Below are 15869 nucleotides of genomic sequence, written 5' to 3'. Positions count from 1 at the left end.
TTAACGATCACAACTAGCTATTATGAATACGATGTTCACCATCCGACCTCATTTGCAGGACAAGTATCCCGATGTATATACGCCACAGGCACTCGACGCACTAGCGGCTCTGGCTCCGTATAATAAACGTATTAAAGAGGTGATGGACAGCCGGATGCAACGCCGGACTCAGCGTCAGCAAACCCAGACTCGTATTACGTTCCTTGATCCTGAAAGTACAATTCCCGGAACAACCGTCAACGTACAGGATGCCCGCGATGGCAAATTTGAAGGAGCCGTTATTCCGAACGACCTGCAACGGCAATGGATTCAGGGCACCGGACCAGCGGCAAAACCCAACGCGCCCGTTGAAAACAGCATTCGGAACGTAGCATATGCACTGCTGTCGGGAGCCGATGGCTGGATGTTCGACGGGGAAGATGCACTGGGTCAGATTACTACCATGTCACTTGATAATCAGCGCAATCTCAAGCTGGCGATTCATAAAGATCCTGTTTTTCTGAAGGTTGCCGAGCAGGTTGCCGCCGAAATGAACAAATGGGCGGAGTCGTTTCTTGGCCATAAAACAATTGACAATTGGGAAGAGCAACTCGACTTTACGACCAAGATTTTTCGGGCGCGTGGTCTTCATCTTGACGACCGCCATATTCGTGATGCAGATGGTGTAGCTATGGCCGCTTCCATTGTCGACGTAGCACTTTACGTAGCGAATAATCATCAGGCATTACAACAGGCAGGTTCGTCGATTGTATTGTATCTGCCTAAGATTCAGACGGCTGAAGAAGCGGGTGTCTGGAATGCGTTGCTGAGCGATCTCGAACTTCATCTGGGCTTGCCTGTCGGTACCATCAAGGTATACGTACTGGTTGAACAACTGGAAGCGACGCATCAACTGATGGAAATTCGGGCGGTGCTGGGCAAGCATTTTGTCGGATTCAACACCGGACGTTGGGATTACATTAATAGCGTATCGGATGCGCTGGCTTGGGACAAAGATTTTGTCAATCCAAATATCGAATCCATTACGATGACCTACGGCTACATGCGCAACTATGAAGATCGGGTACGCAGAGCCGTAAACACGCCCGATCTGAACGGAAATTTTGCGCTTTGGCAGGGCGGTATGGAGCCGAATATTCCGGTGGGTTCAGAAGCCGGAGTAAGTGCCAGCATGGCGAAGGCGGTTGCTGGTGCCCAGCGGGAACAACAGGCCGGAGCCAGCGGCAAATGGGTTGCCCATTGGAAAATGGTGCACATCGTTCGGCCCGTCTGGGAGAAAGTAGGTGACCTGAACCAATTAGGCCGCGAATTCCCCCGCCTGACCTATACCGAACAGGACGCAGCCGGATTGATGGAACTGGAACCAGCACCCCGCGATATTCGGGGAGCGCGTAACCTGCTGAGTGTAGCTCTTCAATACGGCAATGCGTTCGGACAGGGAATGCAGGCAGCCGCCCTAAAACCCGCCGATTTTTTCGGGAACGATGACATTCTCTACCTGATGGAAGACATGGCAACGGGCGAAATCCGGCTGAGTATTCTGTGGGAGTGGTTACACAAAAACGCTACGTTCACCGATCCAGATGCCGAAACCGCTACGTCGGCTGGTGATACGTTGACGCCTGAATTATTTGCCCGTTTGCTGGCAGAAGAATACGAAAAATTGCTGAACGCCAGCAATAAAGACGTATTCAACGATTCCAAAACCACTACGTTGCCTATTGCCAAAGCCATTGCCGAAGACTACGTAGTAAGCAAGCTGAAAAGTCCGTGGTATATCGATTTACTGAACATTAACCTCAACAATTCAGACCTTGCCGAAGCCGAGCGACGTATCGATTTATATATGGATACGTTGCGAAAGGACGGCAAACGGATCACTGAAAATCTGGACTTTGTTGTGTCATCAAAAACGGCCGATGTAAGCCTGTAACTACGTAACACCATTAGCAGAAAAGCAACAGAAATGGCAAAAAAACACATCATTATCGCCCCCGGCGATGGCATTGGTCAGGAGGTTACTGTAGTTGGTAAAAAGGTATTAGAAAAGATCGCTGATAAATTTGGGCATGAATTTACCTACGATGACGTACTGATTGGGCACGTAGCGATTGAAGCAACGGGTAGTCCGCTCACCGATGAAGCACTGGAAAAAATGCGGAACTCGGATGCGGTTCTGTTTGGTGCCGTGGGGCATCCCAAATACGACAATGATCCCAGTGCGCCGATACGTCCTGAACAGGGTTTGTTTCGAATGCGTAAAGAGTTAGGGCTTTATGCCAACCTTCGGCCAATCAAATTATTTGATGAGTTGCTGGGTGCTTCGAGCATAAAACCCGAAGTGTTGAAAGGGGCTGATATTCTGTTCTTTCGCGAGTTGACGGGGGATGTGTATTTCGGCGAAAAAGGTCGGAAAAATAATGGAGACACCGCTTTTGACATGGCCGAATACAGCCGCTATGAAGTTGAACGCATTGCCCGTAAAGCGTTTGAGGCCGCACGTAGCCGTCGAAAAAAACTGTGCTCTGCCGATAAGGCGAACGTAATGGAAACAGGACGGTTATGGCGTGAAGTTATTCAGAAAATATCCCTTGAGTATCCAGACGTAGCGGTTGAACATCAGTATGCCGATGCCTTAGCCATGCTGCTCATCAAAGACCCGCGTCGGTTCGACGTAGTGGTAACTGCCAATTTGTTCGGTGATATTCTCACCGACGAAGCATCACAGATTGCGGGTTCGATGGGAATGCTGGCATCAGCCTCTATTGGCGATGGAACCGGCGTTTATGAGCCCATTCACGGTTCAGCGCATGATATTACCGGCAAAGGTGTTGCCAATCCGCTGGCTTCTGTTCTCTCTGTTGCTCTACTGCTCGATATTTCGTTTAACATGAAAGCTGAGGCCGAAACGGTTATCAATGCGGTTGACCAATTGCTCAAAAATGATTTCCGCACGCGGGATATTGCCGACGGAATGACACCTGCTGAAAAGATTCTGGGTACAGAAGCCATCGGAAAACAGGTGTTGGCTTATATCTAATACCACTATTTTAGGTTAGGAGCGAAGTTTAGAGAGCTAATCGATTTGGTTAGCTCTTTCTTTTAAACGCCCGCAATGACACTAGTAAATCCGCAATAGAGTAATAAGATTGTATATTACCGTTACGTTGATACTGCCAGACAGGAACGCCATTCTGATACGTAGCACTAAGATCTAAATCTGTTTCAGCAGATGAATTTACCCGAAATCCTTCCCGTTGGATGGCACGGCGTGTCCAGAAAAGAAGTTGTTCATCGCCTGTGAGAGTAAGCGTCGGGCCTTCGTCGTTTGAATGCATCCGGAACGTACCAGTTGCCCGGTCGAAAGAGAAGCCTGATTTATCAAACGTAGCTTCGAAGGCACCTGTCAAGACTAAATCTTCCGGTGTACCTGCTGATAACTGACCTTTTGGGTTGAGCAGCCAGAGTTTGTCAGCCATTTGTAAAGCGAGGTCCAGCTCATGAGTCGACAGAAGAATTGCTTTTTTTGTCAGGCGGGTTAGCTGGTGCAGAAGTCGCATCATTTCTACCCGGTTAGGCAGGTCGAGGTGGGCCGTTGGTTCGTCCAGCAAAATAAGGGGCGTATCCTGAGCCAGCGCACGAGCCAGCATCACTTTCTGACGTTCGCCATCGCTCAACTCCTGAAGCCGCCGATTGGCAAAAACCAACGTATCGGTGTCCATCATGGCTTGTTGAACCAGCGCGTTATCCTGTTGAGAAAGCTTCCCCAGCCAGCCCGTATGCGGTGTTCGGCCCAATGCAACCAGCTCGCAAACCCGTAAAGTTCCCGCATCGATACGGTCCGAAAGTACCAAACTCAGCTTTCGTGCTACGTCGGCCGGACGTAGTGTGGCTACTGACTGACCATCGATGGTAATTTGACCGTCTAGTTGCGGTTGAAGGCCCGCCAGTGTTCGCATCAATGTTGATTTGCCTGCGCCATTTGGTCCCAGCAAACAAACCAGTTGCCCCGGTAATAATTCCAGTTCCAGCGATTCGGCAACGATACGTTCGGGTGATTGACGGCCTTTATAGCCGATGGTTAGCGCTTGGGCACGTAATAAGGATTGTTGATCGTTCATCAGAAAGCACTACGTAGGTTATTCCGACGAACAATGATCCAGATAACTACCGGCGCACCCAGCAACGACGTAACGATATTGATCGGAAGCACGGCCTGTGTGCCCGGCATCTGAGCGATGCTGTCGCAAACCAGCAGTAAACTAGTACTCACCAAACAGGTTGCCGGAATCAATAAACGATGGTCAGAAGTACCCAGCAACGAACGGGTCAGGTGAGGCACCGCAACACCCACAAACCCAATTGGTCCGCAAAAGGCTGTGATGCTGCCCGTCAATAAGCTGGTACTGAGTAGAATCAAAAGTCGGTTCTGGCGCACATTCAGGCCCATGCTACGTGCATAATTTTCGCCCAGCAATAAGGCATTCAGGGCTTTAGATAAACTAAACGCCAGCAGTAAACCGACTGCTACTACACCCGATAATACATAGAGATGCGACTGAATAACCCCGCCGAGCGAGCCGAACGTCCAGAGTAAATATTCCTGAAGTTGTTCGGGCTGACTGAAATATTGCCAGATACTGACAACGGCTAACGTAATAGTACCGACCATGACGCCCACAATCAGCAACGTAACGTTATCCCGTATCCGACTCCCAATCGACAGCACCAGCAATAGAACCAGTCCCGAACCAAGCGACGCCATCAGCACCAGCAGCCAGCTATCGGAAATGCCCAATTGTCGGATGGCGTATAGGCTGGTGCTACCACCACTACCTAACATGACCAGTGCTACGCCAAATCCGGCCCCCGCCGTAATTCCTAATTCTGATGGACCCGCTAACGGATTTCGGAACAAAGCCTGCATCTGCAATCCGCTGACCGACAGGCCACAACCCACAAGTACGGCTGTAATGGCTTTTGGTAAACGAATTTTCTGCACGATATACAGCCACGCCTGATTATCGGATTCCTGCTGCAATACAATTCGTGCTACGTCTTTCAGTGGAATGGCTACCGAACCAAGACCAATATCTACCAGAAAAAAAAGAACGGCCAGAATCACCAAACCCGGAAGCATCAACCGACGCCAGATTGAAACAGCTTGAGCGTCCGTAAACGCAGACGTAGTAGCAACGGAGGTTTTCATCACTTCAGTTGCGTGTAGTAAACCAGTTCGTGTTTAGGTAGTAATTCCGGGTGCAAAATCTTGATCAGATCGGCCAGCACCAGTTGCGGGTTAACGGTGGCTGATTCCCAGAAATCGTTCGACCCGCGACTGTTAACCCGCTTGTTGTAAGTGTAAATTTTGCCCGACTTAAACGCTTTAAAATCAGCGTAGCGAGCATCTTTCGCCAGCACTTGCTGTTTCGTATCGACCGACATCATGCCTACGTTAAGCCAGTAATCTGCTTTTAACGCCACCGGATAAACGGCTTCGAAATTGAGGGGTAAACTGCCTGTTGTTCGCCGAGTTGCCCACGGATAATTGCTGCCAGCGTCCTGAAAAAAACGGGTCATGTAACTATCGGCGTCAGGAACGAACCAGGCATCTTTCGAATTCATGCCGCTCAGAATCGTTGGCTTGTTCGGAGTCTGTTTTGCCAGATTTGTGAGTCGTTTATACTCCTGTTCAACCTGTGTAAATTTCTGATTCGCAAGACTTTCTTTGTTGAGCAATGCGGCCAGCAACTTCACCCACTCGGCCCGACCCAGTGGCGTAGTTTCGATATAATCGGAGTTGATCAGCACCGGAATACCCGCTCCGTTCAAAATCGTATACCGATCCATTCGCGATGTGGGGCTTCCCATTGTCATTACCAGATCGGGGTGCATCGATACAAGTAATTCTTCGTTAATCGACTGATTTCGACCGATTTCCCGAACCTTACCTGCTTCGATACGTTGAATAACTTTGGGCGATGATACGTATTGAAGATTGCCCAGCCCAACCAATAGATCCTCGACGCCCAGAAAACCCGTCAACGCTACGTGTGTCGACGACATAGCTACCAGACTACGTATCGGCGTTTCGATAACCTGACTACGGGCAAATCCTTTGGGGGCAACAGTTCCGCGCGGCACCAATACGTAACGTATTGTATCGACTGTTTTCTCAAAAGGATTGATAATAGAGACGATTTTGTATCGGCCTTTGTAGCTGATTGTAAAGCCTTTGGCGTATTGAATCGTTACCTGATTGCTGGCACTAGGCTTGGGTATTTCGGCCGATTTTGCGGGAGTTGGTGCCGCTTCGCTACGTCCAGAAAGGGCAATGGATAAGAAACTGAGCCAGAAAAAAAGGGACAACCTTCTCTGGCTGAAACTACGTTTGCACATATTCATAGTTGATGAGCTTTTCTGCCGAAAGCCGTTAATCAATTCGATAAAAGGCAGGTCTTCTGACTTCTCCAGTAACCAACGGCCTTCCCATTTGAACAGTGGCATATGAGGTTGGTTACTCTGAAAATGGAGTTACAGCAGCGGAGACTGTTCCAGAGTTACACTGGATTCCCTATTAAACTGGCTAATTCATTCACTAAAATGAACGCCTTTACCTTCCTGCGTCAAAGGTACAACAAAAGGATTCGATAGTAATGTAAGTCTGATTCTCTTTAGTTCATCGGTACGTAGCACTCGGTTTTTTAGGCGAGACCACATAGCATGATAAAAAAAACCGTATCCTAAATGCGAAACTAAATTTTGGTACGTTTTTTGGTTGTGTAAACAATTGATACTTAATTGATTAAATTTATGTGTTTTTGCTAGTGAGATAGTGGAGCAAGGAAAGCTATCGATAAAATCTGTTTACGGATTGATAGATTCAGAAAATTTAGCAGAAACGATGAGCGATTCTGCTATAAACTCCGTTATTTCGCAGAGAGTCAAGTTAATTCTCTGAATGGTAGGTATTATAATGGGCAGTCTTTCCGACCGCAAGGTAATGCAGGAAGCTGCCGACGTTCTGACAACGTTAGGTGTAAAGTGGGAAATGGACATTGTGTCGGCACACCGAACTCCCGAAAAAATGGTTGATTATGCTAAAGGTGCCCGCAGCCGGGGTATACGCGTAATTGTGGCTGGAGCCGGAGGGGCGGCCCATTTGCCCGGTATGGTTGCTTCGCTTACTACGTTACCCGTTATTGGTGTGCCTGTAAAGTCGAGCAATTCCATCGACGGATGGGATTCGGTGTTATCAATATTACAAATGCCGGCTGGCGTGCCAGTGGCAACAATGGCGCTCGACGGAGCTCGAAATGCAGGCATTCTGGCCGCGCAGATTGTTGGAACTTCTGACGAAACTGTAGCCAGCCGACTCGCTCAATTTAAAGAAGAACTTAAGGAAAAAGTGGCCGATATGAGCCAGCAGTTGATGAATAGTGGACAGTAAACAACGATACACTATTCATGCTCCAGTTTTGATTACTGATTTAACCCATGGAAGACGTAAATCGAACAACTAATTCTCGCCAAGCCGAAAACACAAGTTTGCCTGCTATTACGCTTACTGTGCTCGTAGGGCTCATAGCTGCCATGCTGTACATTGGCTATGATTATCTGGTTGACGATACAAATGGTTCTGACGAACTAACGAACGTAGCGTTGGATACGGCCTCGCAGCAACCTTTGGCTCAGAACGGTCCGGAAATTCTGATGGCTCCCGAAGAAGTTGATACGTCCTCTCAACCTGCACCAGTCGATCTTTCGCAGGCTGCACCTCCTGCCGATGCTATTGAAGCGAATACAGTAGCCGAAGAAGTTGCTGAAGATAATCGGGAAACAACCGGTGGAAAACCGTCTGCTGCAGAAAAAGAAAAAGTTGCCGAGAAACCGAAGGAAGAAAAACCTAAGGAGGAAAAGCCTGTTGAGAAGCCGAAGGAGGAAAAACCGAAGGAAACAGTTGTTGTAAAACCAACCATTAAACCCGGCGGAACAACCAGCACCTATACGGTTGGGTCGGGCGAAACGTTTTATGGCGTTGCCAATCGGTATAACATGAAAATCAGTACGTTAAAGGATATGAATCCGGGTGTATCGGAGTCGGACGTGAAAGCAGGAATCACGAAGCTGAATGTGAAAGTGATGGCTGTTCATACCGTTGGGGCTGGCGACGTACTACGTGTGGTTGCGGAAAAATATGGTGTGAGCAAAGAGGCAATTATGAGGGCTAACAAAAAGCAGAAAGATATTGCCACAAGAGGGGAGAGGCTTATTATTCCGTTTCCTGATAAACAATAGGTTTTAGATTTCATAGTCAGGATACTTTTCAGTAGAGTAGCCGTAACGATAAAAAAAGGATGATAAGGGAACGATCCCTTATCATCCTTTTTTTATCGTTGCGAACCTCCTGATATTAACTTCCGAGAGTTCTCGCCCGAAGCTGGAGGTTTTATACTGCCAAACGGCATATGTGCATCGGAGCAGGTTCACCTATTCAGAAAAAACTGAGCCTGTCTGAATCTGTACGTTAACCGATCCGCTTTTTTCTCGTTTTTTCGCTTCAATTAAAGTGCCCACTGGGCCTAAGTCTTCTTTGCAAGCAGGCATTCCGGGCTTTATCTTATCGGCGCTACGTTACCCCCAACCATTTGCCTCTCACCAGTAGTTTCGACATTTAATCAGACTATTTGCCGCATCGTTCGTCGGTAAATCTGGCCAGTTTGCTCATAATCAGTTTGAAGAACTGCTTTGGGGGATTTGTCTGCATTTTTATCGATTTTCCAGATTTATAGCCACCCTACATACTGAACGGAGGCTAAATTATATCCTTTCCATACGGCGGATTGTCGGTCTATTAAACGTTGAAATTGTAAGTCAAAAAATAGTTCGGAAAGCAATTGCCGAATTTTGGAAAGTAACTAGGTTACTTGGGAAGTTATAAAAAACGTGTGTTCAAAATATGGCTAAAATTGATCTCGTTGACGATAAACGAATTCTTTTATAACCAATTACATGAAAACGCTCTGCCCAAATCTGCTAGTTGTATTCATATTCATCGTACTGGGTTCATCCTGTAGCAAGAAATCGGAACCCGATCCACTCGACCAGTATGTGGGTTCCTGGTCAGAGGTCATGCCCAATGGTCAGCTAAGCTCTTCTCAGGGAGTTGTCATTAGTAAGTCAGGAACTGCTTTAATACTTAGTGATTTTCTGGCAAATTCTATTTCGGCTACTGTAAGCGGTACTGGATTTCAGGCCGAGAACAAAAATATTGCCACCGGCCAAGGGTATCAGCACCCTGATTACAGCGTGTCGGAACTTTATCTACAGAATCTGAACGGCAGTATAACAGGTAATAAACTGACGCTCAAATTTACTGCGTTTAGCCAATCTCGTACTATGACTTTCAAGATTGATGATACACTGGTGTTTCAAAAAAAGTAAGCAATTGGTCTAGGGTTGGAGGAGTTCATTTTCTCATGCTGACTGAACAAGTACAAATCTTTTTTAGCTATCCCGCATTGTCATGCACAAATACATATACTTCATTTTGGTTACCGGTTTGCTTATTGTCTTTCAAACCACTACGTATGCGCAACCTCGCCCGCGTCAAACAACTAAAAAGCCTGTAGTAAAGACGCCCCCTGCGCCTACTCCCAAGCCTGATCTACTCATACGCAGAGATGGGACACAACAGGAAGTTCGGGTCATCGAAATCACTGATAAAGAGATTGTTTACAAACGATTCAACAACCTCGACGGCCCCGTTTTTCGATCACAAAAAGCAGATTTCAGTTCGCTCAAGTATGGAAGTAATGGTGAAATAGAACAGTTTGCCACCGCAGCCCAGCCAGCACCTACACAACACGCTCCCGTGCAGCCTGCCCCTGTGCAGCCTACCTCCACTCAACCTGCCTCAGCCCCCACGCCGGCTCCTGTCTACAAGACTCCATCATCATTCTCTTCAAAAAAGACACGTTTCGGACTTTGGGCAGGTGGTCAGAGTGCTATAATAGCTTTTGATGGATCAACAGAAGGTTCTAAAAGCATCTTGGGTTTTCGGGGTGGACTACTATTTGACAGAGCTATCGGTAATGCAGGAAGTTTTCGTACTCACGCCTTGTATTCATCAAAAGGCACTAGTTCTACTAGTAGTAACTTGACCCTTAATCTTAATTACCTCGAAGTACCGTTTGATTTTTTATATAAAATTCAAACACCGGGCGTACAGTTTTTGGTAGGTGGTGGTGGGTATTTTGGTACGCTTCTAAATGCAAATTTGAATTCCGTAGATGCCGCTAAACTTTTCAGCACAACCGACGCCGGAGTACGTGTTTCAGGCTGGGTCGACCTACCTTCTGGTCTTACATTGAATGTATTCTACAACCTAGGTTTACTCGATATCAATTCAGGTATAAATACAAGAGAAACCTGGAAAAACAGGACGTTAGGCTTTGGTATTGGTTATTTTCTGTTGAAATACTAGCCTGACCTAAACCGCAATTATATCTATCAGTATGAAATTTCTCAACACTATTAAGTACTTGGCCGTTAATTACCGTCAAGTGGCCCAGGGCCGAATTCTTCTCATGTTCTGGTTGGCTCTGTCAAATCTGGCCTTACAGAGCTGCAAGAAAACTGCCGACCCCGCCCCACCCGTGATTACCATAACCAACACCGTTATGACCGGAACGGTAAATGCCAATACAATACTGGATGCTTCAGCCACAGGCGGACAAGGGACGCTTACCTACGCATGGGTTATCAAGACAGCACCTACTGACAGTAAAGCTACATTACTCAATGCTACTACGTTAAAAGCGGAGCTGATACCCGACAAACCGGGTACGTATATTATTGCACTAACTGTTACTGATGCAAACGGCCAGAAATCAACCACCGAAATAACCCTTACGGTATCATTGCCAGGCAAGCCACCGGTTATCAGTTTAGCGACATCGATGACTGTGGAAACAGGGCAGCAAACGTCTATTGATGGCAGCAAATCCAGTGATCCCGATGGAGATAAGCTGACGTATGCCTGGGCCATTAAGACGAAGCCGACGGGTAGCAACACCACACTGACCAACACACAGAGTGCCGTTGCCGGGTTCACTGCCGACATTGTCGGTACGTATGTCTTGAGCCTGACCATTACTGATGGTATATGGCCACCTGTGCCACAAGATGTGACAGTTTTAGCTACCGCACCGGCTACTCGAACCATCAACGGGAGCTGGACTTCCACTGATGGTTCGAGTGGAGGTACTGATTATACTCCCCGAAATAAGTTTTATTCATTTAACGTAGCAACGAGCAATCAGCCGATTTCATTTACACTCACTTCGTCAGAGATCAACGTGGGAATTGCTCTGTATGATCCGCAGGGTAACCGAGTTTTAAACCGGGGCACTGGCCGCTCGGTTATATTGGACAATACAGCCAATGCCGGTACGTACAGTGTCATGATCTATACGAGTCAACGTAATGACGTTGGGGCCTTCCGATTGGCCGGGCGCGGCATTTCCTCTGAGTTTACACTGCAACCAGCCAATCGTGTTCAGGCAACCAGCGTTAGTTTTGGTGCAGAAGGCGGTGGCGGTGGCATCGGCAATCGCTTTCCAATTTCGCCCCGAAATCACTATTATACCTTCGACGTGACAGAAGATAATACGTTCGCTGATATTAATGTATCCGCTGCAGGCCTAAGTTTATGGTTGAATTTACGAAATCCCGCTGGTGCTGAAGCAGATTACACATTTGGTCTTTTACCTGCTGGTACGCCCCGGTATCTAATTACGAAACTTAACAAAGGCACCTATGGGCTATATGTTGGCTCAGGTACACGCGACGCAATTGGTACATATACGTTAGAGATTTTTGGCAAGGTGCAAAACCTAAAGCAGACGGTGTATAACTCGGCCACTCAATCAGACAGTTACATCGGCAAAAACGGGACTATTAACTATACCTTGACTGTGACGGAAGATAATACGCCTATAGATGTCAGCCTGCGATCACCGGAAATCGTTGGCAGTGTAGCTCTCTATAATTCGACTGGGACCCGTGTCGATTATACTACTGTTGCCAGCAACTATGGCTATTTCGTTAATGTGGTGAATAAAGGCACCTACAAAATAACAATCACTCCCGGCCCGACCACCAGTGGTATTGGGAAATATACACTGTCTGTATATGGCAAGTTTAGCGACTTGAAAAAACAATAACTAATTCCAGAGAACCAGCCAACCAGTCAATAGATTAATTATGAAACCGCCCTTTTGAGTGATATAAATATCGCTCAAAAGGGCGGTTTCATATAAGGCTACGTAACATGACTATACGCTCAAAGAATTAGCTAAAATTCTGATAGTGAGAATATTACCTCTAAATCATTGTTCTTCGTTTTCTAACTGATTGACCAGTTCAACCATCGTCTGGATAACCTGTTCCATGCGTTCGTGCCCAACAATACCGTCGAATTTAGTGCGTGCTTCCCGCATACAGTTTTCCAGGGCTACAAATAGCTCTTTTCCTCGTTCGTTCAGAAAAATGATGCTTGAACGCGAATCAGCCGGATTTTTCTGGGTATAGATATAGTTTTCCGCTTCCAGCAACCCAACAATTTTGCTCATCATCTGCTTGGTTACACAAGCACGTTTAGCTAACTCATTGTTTGTGATACCGTTTTCCTCAATGTTCGATAAAAACATCAGGTAGCTCATTTTAAAATCGGTAAAACCCATCGCATGTAGGCGGGGTTCTATGAAATTACTGGTATATCGCTTGAGCCGCCAGAATAAACGCCCCACCGAACGATCCCGAATGAGACGGAACTGATCGAAATCAAAGTTTTTATTGTCTGTTTCCACGAACACTCCATTAAAATATTTTAATCCGAAACAATATCAGCAAAAAGTTTGTACAAATATAGTCAACCTGCTTGACTTCATAGTCAACTCAGTTTACTTTTGCTGTTGATAGTCAAACAAGTTGACTACGTGATAAGTTCTAAGCCATTTATCACTGCTGTATAAACAGTAATACACCTATGGCAACTCTAACAAAAGAAATGGCAACCACAGAAGAAAAGAGCGGTATAGCAGCGTATCTGCCGCGTATAATAATTAGCCTTGTCGTATTGATCGGTGGGTATTTTGGGTATCAGGCGTACCGGCATGGGCAACAATATGAAACGACAGATAACGCGCAGATAGAAGGGAATTCGGCACCTGTACTGGCACGTGTTGCTGGCTACGTAACAGCGGTGAACGTAGACGATTACGCGCTGGTAAAACGCGGTCAGTCACTGATTACGATTGATCCGCAGGAGTATGACGTAGCACTAGCGCAGGTAGAAGCCGATTATCAGCAGTCGGTAGCTGATCTCGCAAACGCACAGGCCGATCTGCAAAATGCACAGGCTAATGTTCGGAACGTAGCACAGAATGCCCGCGTAGCACAATCGAATGCACAGGTACAGGCCGTTCGTCGCGACAAAGCAAAGCAGGATTTACAACGTGATCAGAATCTCTACAAAGAACAGTCGCTGACGCGGAAACAACTGGAAGATACGCAGAACAACGTAGACATTCAGCTACGTCAGTACGACGCTAACGTAGAGCAGATTAACCTGGCAAAAACGTCGCAGGGCGTAGCGCAGGCAGGCGTAGCGAAAGCTTTGGCAAATATTCAGAAAATTCAGGCAGTCCTGAAAGTGAAACAGGCAGCTATCGATAATGCCAAATTGAAAGTTGGTTACGCACACATTGCCGCCCCGATTGCGGGTAAGATTGGTCGGAAGAACGTAGTGCCGGGACAATACGTACAGCCGGGTCAGAATCTGTTCACGATTGTTGCTGATTCTACGTTCTGGGTTGTGGCTAACTTCAAAGAAACCCAACTCGAAAAAATGCAGGTTGGTCAACCCGTCGATATTAAGCTGGATGCTTACCCCGATCTTGACATTAAAGGGCGTATTTCATCCCTTTCAGAAGCTACTGGATCTCGTTTTGCCCTGCTCCCTGCTGACAATGCTTCGGGTAACTTCGTGAAAATCACCCAGCGTGTGCCGGTTAAGATCGAAATTCTCAATCCGGAACAATACAAAAATAAGCTGCGCGCTGGCCTAAGTGTAGATGCCGAAGTACGGGTAGTTAATTAGTTAGTATCAGGAGTGAGGAGCGAGTAATAAGGAGTGAGAAAGTATTCAAATTAGCTTTTGGAGTGCTTCTCAGTACTTAATACTCACTCCTAATACTTAAAAAAATCATGTCACAACAAAGCGGATTTGGTCGTTGGATCGTGGTTATTACTGCGGTATCAGCAGCCATCATGGAGCTGATCGATACGTCGATTGTGAATGTCGGATTAAATGACATTGCCGGTAATCTGGGCGCAACCATCGAAGACGTATCCTGGGTTGTTACGTCGTATGCCATTGCCAACGTCATTGTGATTCCGATGACGAGCTTTTTGCAACGGTATTTCGGACGTAAGAATTACTACATCGGCTCCATTATATTATTTACGCTGGCTTCGTACGGGTGCGGATTTGCCAGTGATTTATGGACACTCGTTTTCTTCCGTTTCCTGCAAGGTGTAGGCGGAGGAGCTTTATTGTCGACCTCGCAGGGGTTGATGTACGACGCGTTTCCGCCCTCGCAACGGGCAACGGCATCGGCACTTTTCGGAATGGGTATCGTACTTGGACCAACGCTTGGCCCAACCCTCGGCGGTTATATCATCGACAATTACCACTGGAGCTGGATGTTTTACATCAACGTTCCGATTGGCATCATCGCGGTACTGCTTAGCCTGACTTATATCGAAAAGAAACCCGACGAAATCAATATCAACCGGAAGGCGATTCCCATCGATTACTTAGGCATGCTGTTTCTGGCCGTTGGTATTGGCAGTCTACAGTACGTACTGGAGCGTGGCGAAGCTGACGACTGGTTCGACGATAGCACCATTCGCTGGCTCGCATTTGCCGCCGTAACCACTATCCCTGCCTTTATCTGGTGGGAACTGCGCGGAACGAAAGGTCCCGTGGTCGATCTGCGGGTAATGAAGAATCAGAATCTGGTTATTGGGTCTATTCTGGTTGTTGTTGTTGGATACGGCCTGTTTACGTCGGTATTACTATATCCTTTGTTTGCGCAACGGGTTGTCGGATTTACGGCCACCCAAACAGGTAAATTGCTGATTCCGGGTGGATTAGTTACGTTGCCCATGTTTGCTATTGTGGGGAGAATGTTGGCTAAGGGCGTTTCGCCGAGGCCGATTGTTATTGGCGGATACATTGCTTTTGCCAGCTTTTGTTTCCTGATGTCGACCTACAATATGAATGCCACCAGCGGAGATTTCATTCTGCCACTGGTTATTCGGGGTATTGGGCTGGCCTTGCTAAACGTACCATTGATTAATCAGTCGGTGTCCACACTGGAGCCATATCAATTACCGACGGGCATTGCCATTGTGAACATGATGCGGCAAATTGGTGGGGCGTTCGGGATTGCCATCACCAATACCTACGTAACGCAACGTACCGCCGTGCATCGGGCCGATCTGGTGTCGAATCTGCAACCGGGCGAAATGCTGACCACCGAGCGGTTGAATGCCATGTCGCAGGCGCTCATGGCGAAAGGCGTGAATGCCATAGATGCGCTTTCTGGAGCCTATAAAAACCTCGATCTGATTATTTCACGACAGGCTCTGATGATCTCGTATCTCGATACGTTCCGGCTGGCTGGCTTATTCTTCGTGGTTTCGTTCCCACTTCTGTTCTTACTCAAAAATAAAAAAATGGACGCAGCCGCAGCCAAAGCGGTTTCCGACGCTGCGCATTAATCATTGATTATTTCATG

At 47.1% G+C, this 15869-nt stretch carries 13 protein-coding genes and 1 riboswitch; of the genes, 9 read left to right on the top strand and 4 right to left on the bottom strand.

Annotation, left to right across the window (positions count from 1 at the left end; genetic code table 11):
- Positions 1 to 22: 22 nt before the first annotated feature.
- Positions 23 to 1933, top strand: a complete 1911-nt coding sequence (locus tag ACYVD4_RS18610) for a malate synthase (RefSeq protein WP_460948424.1) — start codon at positions 23 to 25, stop codon at positions 1931 to 1933.
- A 33-nt stretch (positions 1934 to 1966) separates the two neighbouring features.
- A complete protein-coding gene (gene leuB / locus ACYVD4_RS18605; protein ID WP_460948422.1) occupies positions 1967 to 3040 on the top strand; it encodes a 3-isopropylmalate dehydrogenase in 1074 nt (357 codons plus the stop codon).
- 49 nt (positions 3041 to 3089) lie between these two features.
- Here leuB and ACYVD4_RS18600 read toward each other — a convergent pair whose 3' ends face one another.
- Genes ACYVD4_RS18600 through ACYVD4_RS18590 form a run of 3 tightly spaced genes read right to left on the bottom strand, consistent with a single transcriptional unit; the run spans position 3090 to position 6405 of the window.
- Positions 3090 to 4121, bottom strand: coding sequence for an ABC transporter ATP-binding protein (locus ACYVD4_RS18600; RefSeq protein WP_460948420.1), 1032 nt, complete (start codon positions 4119 to 4121; stop codon positions 3090 to 3092).
- A complete protein-coding gene (locus tag ACYVD4_RS18595; protein ID WP_460948417.1) occupies positions 4121 to 5209 on the bottom strand; it encodes an iron chelate uptake ABC transporter family permease subunit in 1089 nt (362 codons plus the stop codon). Before ACYVD4_RS18595 ends, ACYVD4_RS18600 begins: the two co-directional genes overlap by 1 nt.
- Positions 5209 to 6405, bottom strand: coding sequence for an ABC transporter substrate-binding protein (locus ACYVD4_RS18590; RefSeq protein ID WP_460948415.1), 1197 nt, complete (start codon positions 6403 to 6405; stop codon positions 5209 to 5211). Before ACYVD4_RS18590 ends, ACYVD4_RS18595 begins: the two co-directional genes overlap by 1 nt.
- A 29-nt stretch (positions 6406 to 6434) precedes the next feature.
- A riboswitch (cobalamin riboswitch) is annotated at positions 6435 to 6636 on the bottom strand.
- Between the two features lie 325 nt (positions 6637 to 6961).
- On the opposite strand from ACYVD4_RS18590, the gene purE reads away from it, so the two are divergent.
- From purE to ACYVD4_RS18565, 5 genes are all read left to right on the top strand, one after another.
- Positions 6962 to 7450, top strand: a complete 489-nt coding sequence (purE, locus tag ACYVD4_RS18585; RefSeq protein ID WP_460948414.1) for a 5-(carboxyamino)imidazole ribonucleotide mutase — start codon at positions 6962 to 6964, stop codon at positions 7448 to 7450.
- A gap of 47 nt (positions 7451 to 7497) precedes the next feature.
- Positions 7498 to 8298: a LysM peptidoglycan-binding domain-containing protein gene (locus ACYVD4_RS18580; RefSeq protein ID WP_460948411.1), complete on the top strand. Its 801-nt coding sequence runs from the start codon at positions 7498 to 7500 to the stop codon at positions 8296 to 8298.
- A 714-nt stretch (positions 8299 to 9012) separates the two neighbouring features.
- Positions 9013 to 9444: a hypothetical protein gene (locus ACYVD4_RS18575; protein WP_460948409.1), complete on the top strand. Its 432-nt coding sequence runs from the start codon at positions 9013 to 9015 to the stop codon at positions 9442 to 9444.
- Positions 9445 to 9526: 82 nt separating this feature from the next.
- A complete protein-coding gene (locus ACYVD4_RS18570) occupies positions 9527 to 10486 on the top strand; it encodes a PorT family protein (protein ID WP_460948407.1) in 960 nt (319 codons plus the stop codon).
- 31 nt (positions 10487 to 10517) lie between these two features.
- Positions 10518 to 12227 carry a PKD domain-containing protein gene (locus ACYVD4_RS18565; protein WP_460948405.1) on the top strand — a complete coding sequence of 570 codons (1710 nt, stop codon included), beginning with the start codon at positions 10518 to 10520 and terminating at the stop codon, positions 12225 to 12227.
- Between the two features lie 165 nt (positions 12228 to 12392).
- Here the strand turns inward: ACYVD4_RS18565 and ACYVD4_RS18560 are convergent, their stop codons facing one another.
- Positions 12393 to 12872: a MarR family winged helix-turn-helix transcriptional regulator gene (locus tag ACYVD4_RS18560; RefSeq protein WP_460948403.1), complete on the bottom strand. Its 480-nt coding sequence runs from the start codon at positions 12870 to 12872 to the stop codon at positions 12393 to 12395.
- A 179-nt stretch (positions 12873 to 13051) separates the two neighbouring features.
- Between ACYVD4_RS18560 and ACYVD4_RS18555 the strand changes: the two genes are divergently transcribed.
- Together ACYVD4_RS18555 and ACYVD4_RS18550 are read left to right on the top strand one after the other, a co-directional pair.
- Positions 13052 to 14164 (top strand): HlyD family secretion protein, encoded by a 1113-nt coding sequence (locus ACYVD4_RS18555; protein ID WP_460948401.1) that lies wholly within the window; start codon positions 13052 to 13054, stop codon positions 14162 to 14164.
- A 107-nt stretch (positions 14165 to 14271) separates the two neighbouring features.
- On the top strand, positions 14272 to 15852 hold the full coding sequence (locus tag ACYVD4_RS18550; RefSeq protein WP_460948399.1) for a DHA2 family efflux MFS transporter permease subunit: 1581 nt from the start codon (positions 14272 to 14274) through the stop codon (positions 15850 to 15852).
- Positions 15853 to 15869 lie beyond the last annotated feature (17 nt).

The organism is Spirosoma daeguense, assembly GCF_054776875.1.
This window is presented reverse-complemented; position numbering and strand designations above follow the sequence as displayed.